We start from the raw sequence: 17,838 nt of genomic DNA, 5'->3' as shown, positions 1-17,838 counted from the left end.
TGCTGTCGCAAAGCTGCCGTTTGGCCGAAACAAGCATTTCTTCCATCAGGTTCATAAATAAGACCTTGGACTTGCGTTACTCCTCCTGCCGCTTTTCCTTTAAGGAATGAGGTGCAAGGTCCGTCCAATGCGCATTGATATAATCCAGGCATTGCTCCCGGCCCCCTTCCTTATAGGCCACCGACCAGCCTCCCGGTATATCCAGGAAGGAAGGCCAGAGAGAATACTGGCCTTCCCGGTTCATCAATACGCAGTAAGAACCGTTAGCATTTTCAAAGGGATTGTTCATGCTCCCGTCTCCTTTCATGTAACGTGTGTAGTTTTCCGGCCAGAATGCAGCCGATCTCGGCCAGCGGGCCAGGTTGGCACATGTCCTTATGACGGCAGTAAATATCATGCTGTTCAATCCGCCCCTTGATATAAGGACGCCAGGTTTGGGGCTCAATGGGCTCAAACCATTCCGGCAGCAAGGTCGAACGGAAAAACAGGATATCGCCGTGAAACGGCCGGGGTTGATGCGCACTTAAGAGCCGGGCGGAGTTGGCAAAAGTCTCCTTCAATTTCAAAATGGTTTCTTCTTCCAGACTGGCCAGCGCGCTGCCGTCACGGCGCAGCATGTCGATGACTCTCGCCAGGTCCAGCGGCTGCCTGCCCACTTCCTCATGATTATAGCCGCCCAAAGCCAAGAGGGCAATCAAAGCCTCTTCTTCGTCCGGCGTACTTTTAATCGGCAGCAAGGGACTGGGGTAGGCGTCGAGCAACGCCACCAGCTCCAGCGTTTCGCCGGCCGCCTCCAGCTGGCTGGCCATGGCCTGAGCAATATTGCCGCCGAGCGACCAGCCCAGCAGCCGGTATGGACCGGACGGCTGAACGCTCTTGATGTGTCCGATGTAATCAGCCGCCATTTCGTCCAACGTTTGCGGCAAGGCCTCCAGCCGGGCGATACCACGCGCCTGCAGTCCGTAAATAGGCGTATCGGCGTCCAGGGACATCAGCAGCCCCGCATAGCACCAGCTCAGCCCGCCGGCCGGATGCAGGCAAAACAAGGGCAGCTGGCCGCCCTGCCGCCGCAGCGGCAGCAGCACCCCCAGCGCGCTCTCACCCGAGCCGATATGGAGGCGCTCGGCTAACCCGGCGACCGTCGGCGCTTCAAATAAATGGCCAATTCCCAATTGAACCCCCAGCGCCTCGCGAATCCGGCTCATCAAGCGAACCGCCAGCAGCGAATGCCCGCCTAGCTCGAAGAACCCGTCATCAATGCTGACCTGCGGCGTCCCGAGCACTTCCATAAACAGATCGCGCAGAATCTCTTCCTGCGGCGTCCGAGGCCCGCGCCCCCGCATTATCCCACCCGGGTCGGGCGCGGGCAAAGCCCTGGCGTCCAGCTTGCCGTTGGGCGTCAGCGGCAGCGCCTCCAGCTTCACAAAAGCGGCCGGCACCATATAGTCGGGCAGAAAACCGGCGGCGTACCGGCGAAGAGCCGCCGCGTCAAACTCCGGCCCGGCTACGACATAGGCCGCTAAGCGCTTGTCGCCAGGCCGGTCCTCACGCGCCACCACGGCCACCTGCGTCACCGCCTCGTGCCGGGCGAGCACCGCTTCGATTTCGCCCGGTTCAATCCGGAAGCCGCGGATCTTCACCTGCTTGTCGGCACGGCCCATATAGTCCAGCGTGCCAGCGGCCTGCCAGCGGGCCAGATCGCCGGTGCGATACATCCGCTCGCCTGCCGCCGAAAACGGATTGGCCACAAACCGGCTCGCCGTCAGGCCGGGCTGTCCCAGATAGCCCCGGGCCAGCCCGGCCCCGCCGACATAAAGCTCACCCACCACGCCCGGCGGCGACGGCTGCAGCTGGGAATCCAGGACATAGACCTGTAGATCCGGGATGCCGCAGCCAATCAGGCTGTTGCCCTTTCTCGCCGCCAGGCTCTGGCTGAGAGCCAGATAACTGACGTGCACCGTCGTCTCGGTAATGCCGTACATATTGATCAGCACCGGCGCATCGTCCGCATGGCGCTCATACCACTCCTTCAGACGGCCAAGTTCGAGGGCTTCGCCGCCAAAAATTACGAACCGGAGGGCCAGCCGCCGCCCCAGCTCCGGCCGCTCGCGATCGGCCTGCATCAACTGATAAAAGGCGGACGGGGTCTGATTGAGCACCGTCACCTGCTCCTCGGCCAACAGACGGAGAAACTCGGCCGGCGAGCGGCTGACCGTATAAGGCACGACAACCAAACGTCCTCCATATAAAAGCGGCCCCCACAGTTCCCATACCGAAAAATCAAAGGCATAGGAATGAAACAGCGTCCATACGTCGTCGGGTCCGAACTGGAACCAGCGCCGGGTCGCGCCAAAAAGCCGGACTACATTCTGGTGGGCCACCACCACGCCTTTCGGCCTGCCGGTCGATCCCGACGTATAGATCACATACGCCGGGTGCAACGGCCGGAGCGGCCGCACCCGGTCGGCGTCCTGCGGATCGGCGGCCGGCTGACCGGCCAGTTGCGCCTCTGTCCAGTCCTCCGCCAGCACCAGTTGGCGGGACGGTTCCAGCAGCCCCGCCAAGCTGGCGGCTCCCTCCGCGTCTGTCAGCAGGCAGGCCGGCCGGGCATCCTCCAGCATCCAAGCGAGCCGGTCCCGCGGATATTGCAAATCCAGCGGCAGATAGGCCGCGCCGGCCTTGAGCACGGCCAGCAGGCCCGCCACCAGCGCCAGTGATCGCGGCAGCGCCACCGCCACGAGCTGTTCAGGACCGATCCCCCTGGCGATCAGGCGATGCGCCAGTTGATTGGCGTGCGCGTTCAACTGCGCATAAGTCCACGCGGTCGAAGCAAAGGTAACGGCGATCCGCTCAGGCGTTTTTTCCACCTGCGCCTCAAACAAGGCCGGCAGACTGGCTGGCCTGATCGGCTCAATCTTGGCATTCCACTCGCTTACAATCTGTTGCCGCTCTTGCTGGGTAAGAATGGGCAGGCGGTCAATGGGTTGGGCGGGATTGGCGGCAGCGGCCGCCAGCAAAAGCTTAAGGCGGTCGGCCAGCATCCGGGCGGTGCCGCCGGCAAACAGTTCGGCGCTGTATTCCAGAAAACCCTGAAGTCCGTCCGGTTCCCCCTCACGGGTATAGGTTTCCCGGAACTCCAGCGAAAGGTCAAATTTGGCCGTACCTGTCCGCAGCAGGCTAAGTGAACCATCCAGCTCAGGCAGATCCAGCTTGGGCTCCTGCATATTCTGCAGCGTCAGCATGATCTGGAACAACGGGTGCCGGGAGCGGGAGCGGACCGGATTGAGCGCCTCCACCAGCCGTTCAAAAGGCAGTTCCTGATGCTCATACGCCTGGACATTCACTTCCCGGACCCGGGCCAGCAGCTCGCGGAAACTGGGATTGCCGCCCGTGTTGGTTCTCAGCACCAATGTGTTGACAAACAGCCCTATCAGATTCCACAACGCCTCGTCGTTGCGGCCGGCGACCGGGGCGCCAAGCGGAATGTCCACGCCCGCCCCCAGCCGGGTCAGGAGAGCCGCAAGCCCAGCCTGCAAGACCATGAACAGACTGACCTGACTCTCCCTGGCCAGCGCCAGCAGTTGCCGGTGCTCCCCGCGGTCCAGCCAAAACTCCAGCGTATCGCCCCGGTAGGCCGTCTGCTCCGGGCGTTTGTAATCATAGGGCAGCTCCAGCTCTTCCGGCAGGCCGGCCAGCGCCTCCCGCCAAAAAGCAAGCTGCTTTTCCTGCAGGGATTCTCCCTCAGAGCGGTGATTGAGCAACGCTTCCTGCCAGAGCGCGTAGTCGGCGTACTGCACCGGCAGGGGCATCCACTCCGGCGCGATCCCGCGGCAGCGCGCCCCATAAGCCGCGGCCAGATCCTGGGCAAGCGGCAGAAATGACCAACCGTCGCCTGCAATATGGTGCAGCAGCAGCAGCAGCACGTAGCGGTCCTCTTGCAGCCGGAACAACCACGCCTTGAGCGCCGGCTCGGAAGCCAGCTCGAACCCGTAGCGCGCCGCAGCCGCCAGCGCGGCCGCCAGCTGCGCCTCGCTGCTGTCCACAACCTCAAGCTCCAGCCGAAACTCAGGCAAAACCGCTTGATAAGGAGAGCCCGCCCGTTCCAGGAAAATCGTCCGCAGGGCTTCGTGGCGGCTAATGACATCATTCAGCGCCGCCGCCAGCGCTTCGATATTCAGCCGGCCGGCCAGACGGGCCGCCAACGGAATGTTGTAGGCCGGGCCCGGGCCTTCCAGCCGGTAAAGAAACCACAAGCGCTGCTGAGCGTAAGAAAGCGGCACATCGCCGCTTCTCCGGGCCTTGACCAGCGGCAGCCGGCTTTGCCTGCCGACCTTCAGCCGTCCGGCCAGACCGGCGACGGTCGGCGTATCGAAGACCTGGCCGATGCCCAGTTCAACCCCCAGCCGGTTGCGAATACGGATCACCAGATTGGACGCCAGCAGCGAATGACCGCCCAAGTCAAAAAAGCTGTCGTCAATGCCCACCGCCGGTAGCCCGAACACCTCGGCGAACAACTGACACAGCACCTCTTCCTCCGGCGTTCGGGATCTGCGTCCGTCCGCGCCTGCCGCCAGCGAAGGCGCAGGCAGCGCCTTGCGGTTGAGCTTGCCGTTGGGCGTCAGCGGCAGCTCCGGCAGCAGCACAAAAGCCGACGGCACCATATAATCAGGCAAATAGCCGCCCGCATGCCGACGCAGTTCAGCCGCCTCCGGCCGCCCCTGCCCCGCGGGCACAACATAAGCCACCAGCCGCTTCTCGCCCGGCTGGTCTTCCCGAACAATCACCCGAGCCTGCTCAACCTCTTCATGCCTGGCAAGCACCGCCTCAATCTCAGCGGGCTCAATCCGGAAGCCGCGAATTTTTACCTGATGGTCCACCCGGCCGCTATAAGCCAGGGTCCCGTCGGAACGCCAGCGGACCAAGTCGCCGGTCCGGTACATCCGGCTGCCTGCCGGCCCGTACGGATTGGCCACGAACCGCTCCGCCGTCAGATCCGGGCGTCCCAGATAGCCACGGGCCAAGCCTGCGCCCGCCAGATACAGCTCCCCCTCCACCCCCGGCGGCACCGGCTGCAAACCGGCGTCCAGCACATAGGCCTGGGTATTGGCCACCGGCCAGCCGATCGACGGCGCGCCGTCCCCTACGGGGTCCAGCGCAATCGCTGTCGAATAGATGGTCGTCTCAGTAGGGCCGTACAAATTGGTCACTTCGCAGTCCAGTTGCTGAAGAGCGCCGGCCAGCGAAACGGGCAGCGCCTCCCCGGCCGTCATCACCCTCAGGCCCCGCAGTTTTTCCGGATAATGCGTCACCAGCGAGTGCCACAGCGTCGGCGTGGCCTGCATAATCGTAATCCCTTGCCGCTCCAGCAGCCGGGTTAAGCTCCTGGGGTCCTGAATGTCCTCCTTCTCGGCAATAACGCAACGCGCGCCGCTGATCAGCGGCAGGAGCATCTCCACCACCGAAATATCAAAGGAAATGGTCGTCACCGCCAGCAGCCGGTCCGCTTCCGTCAACGCAAAGCGGCGCTCCATGGCCGCCAGCAGATTCCAGAGTGCCTCCCGGGGAATAACCACGCCCTTAGGCGCACCGGTCGAGCCCGAGGTAAAAAGCAAATAGGCCGGGGCCTGGCGCAAGACCTCCCCTTCCCGCGCCAGGCCGTCGTTGCCGTCCGGGCAAGAAGCCAACGCGGCGGCCGTCTCCGCGGAGTCCAGCAGCAACGAAAGCTCCCCCCCTAGGCCCACCGCCTTGTCTGCGGCCGACTTGACGGTAAGCAGGCAGGCCGGGCGGGCGTTCTGGAGCATCAAGCCGATCCGGTCGGCCGGATAATCAGGATCGATGGGTAAAAAGGCCGCGCCAGTTTTCAGCACCGCCAGCACGGCGATCACCATATCCAGTGAACGCGGCAGGGCCAGCGCAACAAATTTTTCAGGCCCGGCTCCCCGCGCCCGCAGCAGGTGCGCCAGGCGGTTGACCCTACGGTTCGCTTCGGCGTAGCTCAGTTCCTGACCGGCGCAGACCAGGGCCGTCCGCGCCGCGCTTTGGGCCGCCTGCCGCTCAAACCACGCGGACACGCTGGCCGAAGGCAACGCTTGCGCGGTCTGATTCCACCTGGCCAGCACCAGTTCCCGTTCCTCAGGCAGAAGAATGTCCAGTTGGCCGATGCAGCCGGTTTGTCCGGCCGCTGCCAAGACTTCCAAAAAATGCGCAAAGCGGCGCTGGTGAAACGCCAGTTCCTCCTGGCTGTAAATTTCCGGGTTGGCCTCCAAATCAAGCCGCAGCCCCTGGCCGCCCTCCTGTTCATACAGATTGACGGCCAGATCATCGACAGGGCCGGTGGTTAGCTTATGCGTAATTCCCTGGCTGCCGGCAAAGTCCAGTTCGTATTGGAACGGCATAACGTTCACGCGCGGGCCGGTCATCCGCTGCTTGTCGCCAACCAGCTTCAACTCGCGCCGCAACTCCTCATGGCGATAAAACTGATGCTGTTTGAGAACGCGGATTTCCTTCGCAGTCTGCCTCACCAGCGCTGCCAGCGTCATCGCCGGTTCCACCCGCAAGCGAAGGGGCAGCAGATTCATCACCATTCCCGGCGTATTGAGGGCCGCCGAGCCCAGCCGGCCCATCAGCGGCAGGCTGAGAATGATATCCTCAGCCCCCGTCAGCCGGTGTACATAAGCGGCGACCGCTGCCACCAGCAAATCAGCGGCGTTGCCCTGGGCTTTTTGCGCTTCGGCCTGCAATCGCCGCACCAGCGCCGCCGGCAACAAGCCGCTCTCCCTCAGCACCCGCCGGGGCATCCCCGGCGCGCCGTTCGTAAGGCTCACCGCTTCCGGCTGATCCTGAAAACGCTCCAGCCAGAACTGCCGGTCGCGCTGGAAGCGGCTCGAGCGCCGGTAAGCGTCATCCTCCTCCAAAACCAAATGAAACGGATCAAAAGCGCCTTCCCGGTAATCCCGGTTTTGCAAGAGTGCCGTGTAAATCTCGGCGACTCGTCCTGTCAGCAGTGAAGCACTAAAGCCGTCGCTGGCGATATGATGAATGCGCTGATACCAGAAATAGCGATCAGATGCCAAGCGAAACAGCGCCTGGCCAAAAAGCCGGTCGCGGCTCAGATCAATCGGCCGGGCCAGATCCTCCCGCATCCAGGCCTCAGCCGCCTGCTGCGGATTGCTTTCCCCACTAACATCCATCACCGGCAGCGAAAAATCGGCGGGCGGCCGAAGCCGCTGCCACGGGCCGCTGTCGGCCACCCCGAACTGTACATGGAGGGCCTCAGCCTCTTTCACCGCCTGAGCGATCGCCTCTTGAAACCGCCGGCAGTCCAGCCGGCCGTTGATTTCCACATATTCGCCCGTATTGTAAATCGGATTGTCCGGCGCCAGCTGCTGAGCAAACCAGATGCCGGCCTGCGCGCCCGACAAAGCGCGCCGCTCGTCCAGGCAAACAGACATGTCAATCGCCTCCTCTGTATTTTTAACGTGCAGAATTGAATTCCCGCAGCGGCGTTCTTTTAAAGGCCTGTAACGCCATTAGGCTTAATTGTTCCAAAAGCAAGTGCACCCGCAAAACCGGCCGCCGGCTTAAAGGCCATAATCCCCCACTCCCGGCTGTCTATGCCTGCTCCTACCGGCCGGTAAACATTCAGCTTGCCTTCCCGGAAGCCGGTCATATAAAAGGAATCCGGACTTCGCGAAAACCCTTCTCCCGTCGCCTTCACAAAGGCCTCCTTTTCTGTCCAGCATTCAAAAAAGCGGCTTTGCCGCTGCGACGGAGCCAGCGCAGCGAACCGTGCTTTTTCCCGTTCATGAAAACAGCCGCTGACCATGGCCTCTATGTCCACCATTCCCCTGACCTGCTCGACGTCAAGGCCCACAGCCCGGCAGCGGGAAAAAGCAAAAGCAGCTAGGCCGCCGGCATGGGACAAATTAAAGCACAGCCCCGCACCGGCCTGCTTCCCCGCCAGTGCCGGCTTGCCCCAAGGCCCCCGTTGAAAGCGCACTTGCTGAGGCGGGATCTCCAGGTACCGCCCCAGCAGCCATCGCAATAACCCCTGACTTACAGCAAAGCCCGCACGATCCCGGAGGAAATGAAACCGCTCCATCCGGCTGATTTCAGCAGCGTCAAGAAAACGTGCTAATTGGGTCCGCTTATCTGTAAACTCCTTCACAAAAGCCAACCAGACATGAAATTCCCCTCGTGGCAGAGAATAAACGGCGGGCGTCAGCCCCTGGTCTACCGCCCGGATGCGGAGTGGAAACAATGCCAATTTTCGCCTCCTGTCGGGAATCGATCCATAACCTTGCAAGCTCACCGCAAGTAGTTTTTTTCTTTTCAGGCAAAAGTTATGATTAGGGTTGGAGTACCCATTCCGCCCGCAGGTTAGAGCTTGAGGATTCTCTTGGCGTTATCGTAGGCGATAGCCTGCAACACACCCGGGGCGAAATCCAGAGTCTTAAACCATTCGTTGGCCTCCGTCATGTCTTCATAGGGGTAATCCGCCGAATACATAACGTGTTCTGGCCCCAGTACCCGCAGGATGTGCTCCAAGGCCGGGGTGTAGAAAAACCCGCTGGTTGTGGCGTAGGTGTTGCGCTTTACATATTCTGTCACGGTCAGTTTTCTCGGTCTCCCGTTCTTAGCAGCCACTTCGCCGTCCCAGCCCTCTCTTTGGATGCGGTGATCAATCCGATAGCACCAGAAGGGCAAAAATTCTCCTGCGTGTCCCAAGATAATTTTCAAATTCGGCACCTGGTCAAACAAGCCGCTGATGATCATCCGCAGTACATGTTCCGCCGTCTCCACATGGAATCCCCAAGCCGCTCCCCTTAGCTCCGGATACGGTTTATACGTTGTTTCCCGATCGTCCGGCACTGTCCGGGGATGGATGTAAACGGGAACGTCCAGCGCTGCGGCAGCTTTCCAGAAATCTAAATATTCCGGGGCATCGTAGTAGATGGGGGCCAGGTTGCCAGCGTTGTCATACCCGTTAATCAGCGCTCCTACCAATCCCAAGTCCTTGACAGCCCGGGTCAATTCTGCGATGGCAGCATCGGGTTCCCGCATAGGCAGGCAGGCGAAGGCACGCAGGCGGTGCCGGCGGGGCTGGATGGCTTCTGCCACATAGTCGTTCCAGGCCCGGGCGGTCTCAACCTCAATTTGATGATTCTCCAGCCCTTGAATGGACGGTGAGGTCGCCGAAACCACCGCAATATCCACCTCTCCCTCGTCCATAGCGCGGATCCTCATGTCTGCCAAGTCAATGAGCTTAGCCTCGTTTTGCCGGAACTCCCGCAGACTAAGCAACTGGGGGGTAAATTTTTCCACACCTTTTACGGCAAAGGCTTCCTCCAAAGCAATCTTTTTCACGAGAACATTCTCCTTTGATAAATTTATTTGATAGGTTAAACAGCTACTGCCTGTTTAGCCAAAAGGCAAAACAGATAATATTTGATGCGGTGGGTCTTATTGGCGCGTCACCTCGGGTGGTTTCCTCTATAAGGCTAAGAACCCGAATATAAGGTATCATTAATTATGTCACAAATTACTTCCACATTGTTTTGTATAAAAAGATGGCCGCCTGCAAAAGTATAAAAAGAAAAATTATTGTTGGCAATTTCATCCCAACGCTTTAGATCATTTATACTTATGTCATCATTCTCGCCGGCAAACACTGTCACTGGACAATTTACTTTTTCTTTAAACGAGCTTTCCTTATACCTTTCAGTCATCCGATAATCAGCCCTCAGAATCGGCAGGAACGAATCTAACAAGGCTTTATCCTCCAGCAGCTTTTCGGGGGTTCCTCCCATATGAAAGATTTCTTTCATAAAGTTTTCATCGTCCAATAGGTGAAGGATCTGTACATTAAGCGCTACGTGAGGGGGTTCTTTTGCCGCCAAAAACAGATGTTCAGGCTGCCGGTGATTATTTTGTACAATTTTCTTATATAAGCCATACGCAAGCCAGCTTCCCATGCTATAGCCCAATAGAGCATAGTGGCTCTGTTCAAATTCATCGCCAATAATTTCATAGACATCATTTACCGCTTCTTCCATGCTCTCGTAAAAGGGCTCTTCAAAGCGCTTGCCTCTTCCTGCCAATTCCACAGGATCTATTGCTATTGATTGCCGCAGATATTTTTTAAATCTGGCATACATGATTGCCGAACCGCCTGCATAAGGAAAACAAAATAGTTTTACGTTACTCATATTGCTCCCTCCCTTTTTCTTGCAATCACTAACCTTACAAAGATGCATTACTCTCTTGCTTTGGCGCTATTGATGCAGGATCTGCTTGCCGGATACGCAGCGCAAAAATCAGAGCTGCAAATAAAAAAGCGGCGGAACCGAGCAAGGCAACCCGGTAAGCTTCTAAATGCGGCTGTTCAACTCCGCTTCCACCGGCAGAACCGCTACTGAATGCTTCCAGAAAACCGGCCAGTGACACTACGCCCAAGGCTGCGCCGATTCGGTTTTGAACGTTGAACAATGTTGTTGCTCTCCCCATAGAAGCAGAAGTAATATCATGAAAAGCCAGGAACTGCACGGTGACCCCCACATGGCCTAAAAAAAAGCCGAAGCAAAAAAACAAAACTCTAAAGGACCAAGGGGTTGTTGCCGGCCCAGTCATACTTAACAGGGCAACGATGAATATAGATCCCAGTAAGCCGGCCGAAATCACTTGCCGTGCGCCAAACCGTTGGTACGACCAAGGCATGACCCGGGATGCAAGCATCATTCCTAATGCTTCAGGAAAAGTGGTAAGCCCGCTTTCTAAAGCAGAAGCGTTTAGTGCATTCTGATACATTAATGGAAAGAGAAAGAGCAATCCCATTAAACCGGCAGCATTAAAAAAAGAGATTATGCTCATCGTCCGAAATAGCCGTCCGGATAATAAACGCAAATCGAGCATCGGCGTTTTCACCCGCAACTCGATTAAAACCAGAAAACAAATAAGAACAAAACTGCAAAAACCTGTACCCAAAATAACCGGAGAACGCCACCCCTGGGCTGAACCTTGCATGAGCGCATACATCAACAGCGAAAAACCCGAAGCTGACAGTAAGAACCCCGGCAGGTCCAGGCGACCGGCTGCAGTTTCTTTATGTTCAAGGAGAAACAGCCAACCAAACAACAATGCCAGAAGGCCAAAAGGGACGTTGATATAAAACACCCACTGCCAAGATAACTGTTCTACCAGAAAGCCCCCAACGACCGGACCAACAACAGGCGCAATGGCAATGGGAAATATCAGAGACCGGGATACTTTCGGCCGTTCTTCCGGCGAAAAGGTTCTAAACAGCATGGCCATTCCCACAGGAGTCATCAAGCCGCCGCCAGCCCCTTGAAATACCCGGAACAGCTGCAACATCTGAAGATTATCGGCAAATCCGCATAAGGCTGATGCACAGGTAAATATACCCAGAGCGATTAAAAAGGTCCGTTTGGTCCCAAACCGGTCCCCAATCCATCCTGCCAAGGGAATGAATACGACAATACTTACTAAGTACCCCACATTGACACCGCTGGCAGCCGCAGGAGGAATGTGAAATTCATGACTGATAGCAGGCAGAGCCACATTGACAATTGTCCCGTCCATCACCGTCATAAACATGGCTGTTATATAAACAATAGGAACCGCTGCTTTCGGGTCAAGCTGTAGCCTCATTGTGCTTTTACCTGCGGCTGTAAACGATTGAGCCGCATATCGGTCCAGCGGGAATTGATGCAATCTAAACCTAGCTGACGGCTTTCCGCCCCATATCGGACGGTCCAGCCGGAGGGTACATCCAGAAAGGCAGGCCAGACGGAATACTGGCCTTCACCATTAATCATTACAAACCTCCCTTATGGTCGCATTCTTGGGCCGAACTTCCTATTGGGAAGAAGATATCAAACTCCACCAATTAGAAATGGTCGGCTTTTTAACAAGCTGCATGAAAGTAACATCCACCCCTATGCCGCGCCATTTCTGAACAAGGCTCATAATTCTGATGGAATCCAAGCCTCTGTCAATTAGGTCTTCATTGTCATCAATATCTGACGGCCCTTCGTCAAGAAGTTCTGCGACTTGCCGGCGTACAAACGGCAAGGTCAGGCACTGAGAGCCGGCTGCCGCTGCCGCTTCGTTATTTGAATGCTGAATAGCCACTAAAATCACTCCTTTAGCTTTTTTCCATTAATTTTTTCGGCAATTATTTTCCGTAACTCTTTCTTGCTTACCTTGCCTAACGGGGTATAAGGAAAGCTGTTGATAAACTCGATCCGGTCAGGAATTTTAAAAGCGGCAATGCCGCGTTCCTTTAGAAATTTTTTCAGCGCACCAACTGTAGGATTTCCGTGACGGAGTATCACAAAAGCGCATGACCGTTCGCCGAGAAACGCGTCAGGCATGGCAACAATTGCTGCGTCCAGTACGGCCGGGTGCGCAAGAAGGTGATTTTCAACCTCTTCCGCTGCGATTTTTTCGCCGCCGCGATTGATTTGATCCTTCGCGCGGCCTTCCACAACGATATAGCCCGCTGCATTCACGCTGACCAGATCACCGGTCCGGTAAAAACCGTCCGGAGTGAACGCCTTTTCATTATATTCCTCCGCTTTATAATAGCCGCGAATGGTGCAAGGCCCCCTTGTCAATAATTGTCCGACTTCCCCCGGCGCCACCTCTATATCGTCCTCGTCCACCACCCGGATTTCATCATAGGGCGACACGGGTTTCCCCTGCGTACTCACAATCGTTTCTTCCGGGTCATCCAGCCTTGTGCAATTCACCAGACCTTCCGCCATGCCATAGCTTTGCTGCAACGTGCAGCCAAATGCCGGTTTGATCCGGCGCGCAGCCTCCTCACTGAATTTAGCCCCGCCAACTTGCAGCACCTTCAGGCTGGACAAGTCGTAACGGCAGGAAGCTACGGCTTCCAGCCATATCAGGGCAAGCGGCGGCACCAGCGAAGTAATGGTGACCCGTTCCTGCTCGATCAGGGGAAAGGCATCCTCCGGACTGGGCGCAGCGGCAAGAACTACCCGGGCGCCTGCGTATAACGCGCCAAGTACGCCGGGCGAGCTAAGCGTAAAGTTATGGGCAACAGGCAAAACCGCAAGGTACACGCTATCCTGGTTCAGCCGGCAAAATTCGCCGTTGAGGCGCAAGCAGTAGATATAGTCGTCATGGGTGCGGGGAATTAACTTGGATAAGCCGGTGCTCCCGCCGGACAATTGCAGAAAGGCGACGTCGGAGGGGCTCACTGCCGGCGGGTCGACGATAGCAGCGGCATACAACTCCGGCAAAGCCAGGAACTCGCCGGCGTCACCGGCCACAATGACCTGCAGGCCCGGAACCGTATGTTGAATCTCCCTTGCCAGCGAACGGTAGTCAAATTCCATGTAGGTATCGGGGATCACATAGGCAACCGCTTCGGCAAACTCGCAAAAATAGCGGATTTCATTGCTGCGGTGTGAAGGAAGAGCAAAGACAGGCAACGCCCCCAGCCTGAATAAGGCGAAGCAAACTTCAAAGAACTCGATCCGATTGGGAAGCTGGACCACCACGCGGTCGCCCTTCCTTATCCCCAGCTGCTGAAAGCCAGCGGCTAAGCTAGCGGCCCTATTGTCCAGTTCGGCGTAACTGATATTTTTTTCCCCGCTTGTAACGGCAATGCGCTCCCCTTGGCTTTCCGCCCGTTCCCGCAGCATGTTGCCGAAGGTTTCACCGCGCCAGCAACCCATTTCTCTGTACCGGTCTGCAAACTCTTTCGGAAAAGCAGGGCAACCTGTTACCATCATCTATTCACTCCTTTTAGTAGACGATATTTGATTATGCAAGGGACAGCGTCCCGCATTTAGCTCCTAATCAGTATCCCCACACAGGCCGTTGCGACAGCAGTCAGGGCGTTTAAGGGCTAAAAGTGGTTATACGGCGACATACGCTGTTAAAGCTCGAAGGTCGTCGACAGTTTGAAGGCACGGCCGCTGCCAAGCGTGAGATAGCCGTCAGAGAAGCAGCCTGACCAATAATTTTTATCAAGCACGTTTTCTACAGTAAACCGGAAAGTGACCGGTTGGCCGTTGACTTTAGTCGCATATCTGGCGCCGACGTCATAGCGGATCCAGCTTGGAATTCGCAGTGTATTGGCGGAATTGCTATATTGCGGGCCGGTATAAACGGCGCGGGTGGACAACGTCAGGCCGGGAACAGTTGGCGCATCCCATTCGAAGCCCAGATTACTTTGCCATTTGGGTGTGCCAAAAGCTGTGTTGCCGTCATAAGTGCCGTTGACAGTATGCGTTGTCACACCGCGGAGGAAGCTCACGCCGCCCAGGACGCGCCAATTCTGGTTGATTTGGCCGAATACGTTCCACTCGACGCCGCGGTTGCGCTGCTCTCCGTCCTGGTTATAAGTATTAGTGCTGCTGTCCTTGATGACGCTTGGTCTGGTAATTTGGAACAAGCTCAGGGTATGGGCATAATCGCCTGCATCCCATTTAACACCTGTCTCAATCTGTTTCGTTCTGAAGGGGGCAAAGACGTGACCATAATTGCTGGCAGTCGTATCGGTAACGGTGCTGCCTGAACTTAGCCCTTCAATATAGTTTGCATATAAAGACACCGGCGCGGCCCACGGTTTGACGACAAAGGCAATTGCCGGGGTAACGGCGCTTTTGTCGTAGCGGGAAGTTATCGCGCCGGTGCTGCTGCTGAAGTTTTTGGTGTCCACCCGCTGTTTGCGCACCCCCAGCGTGAGCCGGTATTTATCCTGGTTGAAGGACAATGTGTCAGTCAGCGACACACCAGTGAGAGCAGCCTCCGCGACTTTGGACGGCGAACCCGGATCAGTGGCAAAAACGGGAGTGGCCGGATTATAAATATTGGAAGGATATGCGGCGCTTTCCTTGAAAGCCTGCCCTCTTTCAAGGGTAAGCGAAGTCGCGCTTAAAACTACCTGGTGACTGACCGCCCCTGTTTGGAAACGGCCGCGCAACCCCGCCTCGGCTGACACGGTGTCGGCGTAACCGCGGGTATAGGTGGTGACGGCGCTATAATTCCCCAGCGCATCTATGCCTTTTGCATGGGTCGACGAATTATAGCCGGAAAAATCGTAATTTACGGTTCCCAGACCGGCATAGGCCGTCAGCTTGTCATTAATGTCATATTCGCCGCGCGCCACCACGCCCTTGTTTTCTATCCAGCCCCAGGTTCCGGCAAATAAGTTTGTGCTGGGATCGGGGGCTGAGGGAACGGAAGTGATGCCGGTGTTGAAATAGTAGTCCGCCAACATGCCACCGGCGGAAGTTTCTTTACTGTAATAGGCATCAAGCGAAGCGCGCCAGCGTTCTCCGCGGTAGTCCAGCCCCAGTGCGCCCAGTTCGCGTCTCTTTGACTGCCCGGAGATATCGGTATCGCCATCCCGGTAGACGCCGTTGACCCGTATGCCCCACTCGTTGTTTTGGCCGAAGCGGCGGCCGATATCCAGATGGGCGCCGAGCTGAGAGTCTGATGTATAATCCGTTGTGAAACGGGTCAGCGGCTCCTCCCCAGCGCGCTTGGGCACAAGATTGATCGTTCCGCCCAGGGAGCCGTTGGGCGGCATGCCATAGAGCAAGGCGCTCGGCCCTTTTAGCAATTCCACCCGTTCAAGGAATTCTGTCGGCACATGGCTCATCGGCGCCAGGCCAAACAGGCCGTCAAAGCCCAAATCGAAGGAATTAACGGTAAAACCGCGAATTATGAAATTTTCTATCATGTGGCCGTTGGAAGTTCTATCACGCACCGACGCATCATTGGCAAAAACCTCGGAAATAGTGCGGGCTTGCTGATCTTCAATCGTTTGCGCCGTATAACTTGTAATGCTGAAGGGAGCATTCATAATGTCAACGTTGCCCAGCAAGCCAAGCCGCGCTCCTCTAGCCACCTGACCGCCGGCATAGACCGGCGGAAGTTCCCGGCTGCGCATGGCGGTCACTTCAATCTTTTCCAGGGTGAATTCCCGCTGACCGGCAGTTGTTGCAGCGGAAGAGGCCGCTGGGGGATCGGTCTGGCCGGTAGTGGCAGCTGCTTCCGCCGGATCCTCGACAGAGGCAATGGCCGGCGTGTGCCAGAACAGGCTGCTGCCGATCAGGGCATAAAGCAGGCGTTTTCTGACAGAGGACAATTTTTTCTTCATGTTGCCAACTCCTCGTATAATAAGTTCTATTTTCTTAGTCTCAGCCAGAAAGCTGATGAACTTCAAAACAATGACCCCGGTGCTGTTGAAAATGGCGGAAAAGCTTCATGGCTTCTACTGTAAATAGAAGAGCTTTCATTGAACCAATGATAATCATTATCATCGGTTTGTTTTTACCAGTATAACAAACTGCAAAGCACAGGCAAATAGAGATTTTTCCAATAATCCTTAATATTTTTCAAAATTTACCATAAATAAAATTGAAAATTAATGGTAATTTTGATAGAATAATAATGATAATCATTATCATTATTATTCTATCAAAAAACTAACCTTCAGGCGGAGTTTTTACCCCGGTAGAAGGTTAGTCGACCTTATGTAAATAAAGCGGCCTTTACAGACTTGTTATCGCTTAGGAGGATACGAAAAATGAAGGTGGATATCAACGATCTATCCGGCTATTTTGCCAAAATAAACTTTAGCATAGTTGATATAAGACGCGCGGTTATCGAGCCGGGGAAAAAAATTTTCGGCGCAAGTACTTCGCCTTTTTCAGGTATGATTTTTCCGCTGCACGGCCGGTCAAGAATGTTTTTTGATGGTGTGCCCTATGATATGGAGCCTGGCAAAGTATTCCACGGCGGGCCGAATATGCCATTGGATAAAGAGGTTCTGGGAGAGTTAAAATGGGATTTTATGGTTGTCCATTACCAGGTGCACGGCAATACCCAGGGGGCGTTTCCCTATGCATTGTCGCATTATGAACTCAGCCCAGGCTATAATCCCCGGATAAACGACACGCTGCACCGGATGTACCATATCTACGCAACATCGGGTAATCGGCCGGCACTAAAAATCAAATCCCTGTTTTTCATCATTTTGGATGAAATTCTAACTTTCAACAAGCATCGGTTGCATAACGGCAGCCGCGAACTGGTGGCAGATGCTGCTGAATATATGAAGCAGCACTATATGGAACCGCTCACCATACCGGAATTAGCCAGGCAATACGGTCTGAGCAGCAAACAGTTTGCCTATTTGTTTCAAAAACACAGGGGAATGAGTCCGAATAAATTTCTGATTGAATACCGCATGCGGCGGGCCAAAGAACTGCTCTGCACCACAACCTGCTCGGTCGCCGAAATTGCAGAGTACGTGGGTTATTCCGATCCTTATTACTTCAGCCTGTTATTTAAGAAGCGAACGGGGTTGTCTCCCAGTACGCTGCAGGCATTCAGGAAAAATAAAAGTTGATTTATCATTTAAAAATTTTTCCAAGAAAATCCGAAAGCCTTGGTGAAATAAAAAAAATTTTAACTCATAGCTAAAAAAGCAATCTACGCCTATGTTTTTTGGAAAAACACAAAGCAGCCGCAAGTCCTTTGTTCATAGGGCTTTGCGGCTGCTTTTTCAACGGCCAAAGTCGGGTTTGAATGCTCTTTGTCAACACTTTATACCTGTTGCGTGCGACAGATAAGCCGAATGACATATTGGGTTTGGAAAAAATCCAGGTCTGTTTGGAAATATATCAATGTTTAGAAATATGTCAATTTACTCCCATGTTGGCTGTTGTTATACTCAATACATAAACTGAGAATGATCCTCATTACCAGTTTCAGCAGTTATAATGAAGCTGGCCTAGAGCTGTTGTCTACAGTTAAGTTATGTGCAAAGGAGTC

The 17,838-nt window shown here is 55.7% G+C and carries 11 protein-coding genes; 1 reads left to right on the top strand and 10 read right to left on the bottom strand.

Going from position 1 to position 17,838, the window contains the following annotated elements:
• Window positions 1–76: 76 nt before the first annotated feature.
• The 10 genes from ACZ481_RS04800 to ACZ481_RS04755 form a co-directional block, all read right to left on the bottom strand.
• Window positions 77–289 carry an MbtH family protein gene (locus ACZ481_RS04800; protein WP_464769027.1) on the bottom strand — a complete coding sequence of 71 codons (213 nt, stop codon included), beginning with the start codon at window positions 287–289 and terminating at the stop codon, window positions 77–79.
• Entirely contained in the window at window positions 273–7,451 is a 7,179-nt protein-coding gene (locus ACZ481_RS04795; RefSeq protein ID WP_464769026.1) for an amino acid adenylation domain-containing protein, read from the bottom strand. The genes ACZ481_RS04800 and ACZ481_RS04795 overlap by 17 nt, the downstream gene beginning before the upstream one ends.
• Before the next feature lie 59 nt (window positions 7,452–7,510).
• A complete protein-coding gene (locus tag ACZ481_RS04790; protein ID WP_464769025.1) occupies window positions 7,511–8,266 on the bottom strand; it encodes a 4'-phosphopantetheinyl transferase family protein in 756 nt (251 codons plus the stop codon).
• 113 nt (window positions 8,267–8,379) lie between these two features.
• Window positions 8,380–9,366: an amidohydrolase family protein gene (locus tag ACZ481_RS04785; protein ID WP_464769024.1), complete on the bottom strand. Its 987-nt coding sequence runs from the start codon at window positions 9,364–9,366 to the stop codon at window positions 8,380–8,382.
• Between the two features lie 134 nt (window positions 9,367–9,500).
• Entirely contained in the window at window positions 9,501–10,208 is a 708-nt protein-coding gene (locus tag ACZ481_RS04780) for a thioesterase II family protein (RefSeq protein ID WP_464769023.1), read from the bottom strand.
• Between the two features lie 34 nt (window positions 10,209–10,242).
• Window positions 10,243–11,667, bottom strand: coding sequence for a DHA2 family efflux MFS transporter permease subunit (locus ACZ481_RS04775; RefSeq protein ID WP_464769022.1), 1,425 nt, complete (start codon window positions 11,665–11,667; stop codon window positions 10,243–10,245).
• Window positions 11,664–11,834 carry an MbtH family NRPS accessory protein gene (locus ACZ481_RS04770; protein ID WP_464769021.1) on the bottom strand — a complete coding sequence of 57 codons (171 nt, stop codon included), beginning with the start codon at window positions 11,832–11,834 and terminating at the stop codon, window positions 11,664–11,666. The genes ACZ481_RS04775 and ACZ481_RS04770 overlap by 4 nt, the downstream gene beginning before the upstream one ends.
• Window positions 11,835–11,874: 40 nt before the next feature.
• The gene (locus ACZ481_RS04765; RefSeq protein ID WP_464769020.1) at window positions 11,875–12,150 is read right to left on the bottom strand and encodes a phosphopantetheine-binding protein; all 276 of its coding nucleotides are present in this window, start codon (window positions 12,148–12,150) and stop codon (window positions 11,875–11,877) included.
• A 5-nt stretch (window positions 12,151–12,155) separates the two neighbouring features.
• The gene (locus ACZ481_RS04760) at window positions 12,156–13,781 is read right to left on the bottom strand and encodes a (2,3-dihydroxybenzoyl)adenylate synthase (RefSeq protein WP_464769019.1); all 1,626 of its coding nucleotides are present in this window, start codon (window positions 13,779–13,781) and stop codon (window positions 12,156–12,158) included.
• A 146-nt stretch (window positions 13,782–13,927) separates the two neighbouring features.
• Window positions 13,928–16,159 (bottom strand): TonB-dependent receptor, encoded by a 2,232-nt coding sequence (locus ACZ481_RS04755; RefSeq protein WP_464769018.1) that lies wholly within the window; start codon window positions 16,157–16,159, stop codon window positions 13,928–13,930.
• Between the two features lie 429 nt (window positions 16,160–16,588).
• On the opposite strand from ACZ481_RS04755, the gene ACZ481_RS04750 reads away from it, so the two are divergent.
• A complete protein-coding gene (locus ACZ481_RS04750) occupies window positions 16,589–17,413 on the top strand; it encodes a helix-turn-helix domain-containing protein (protein WP_464769017.1) in 825 nt (274 codons plus the stop codon).
• Window positions 17,414–17,838 lie beyond the last annotated feature (425 nt).

Source organism: Sporomusa intestinalis (assembly GCF_055383785.1).
This window is presented reverse-complemented; position numbering and strand designations above follow the sequence as displayed.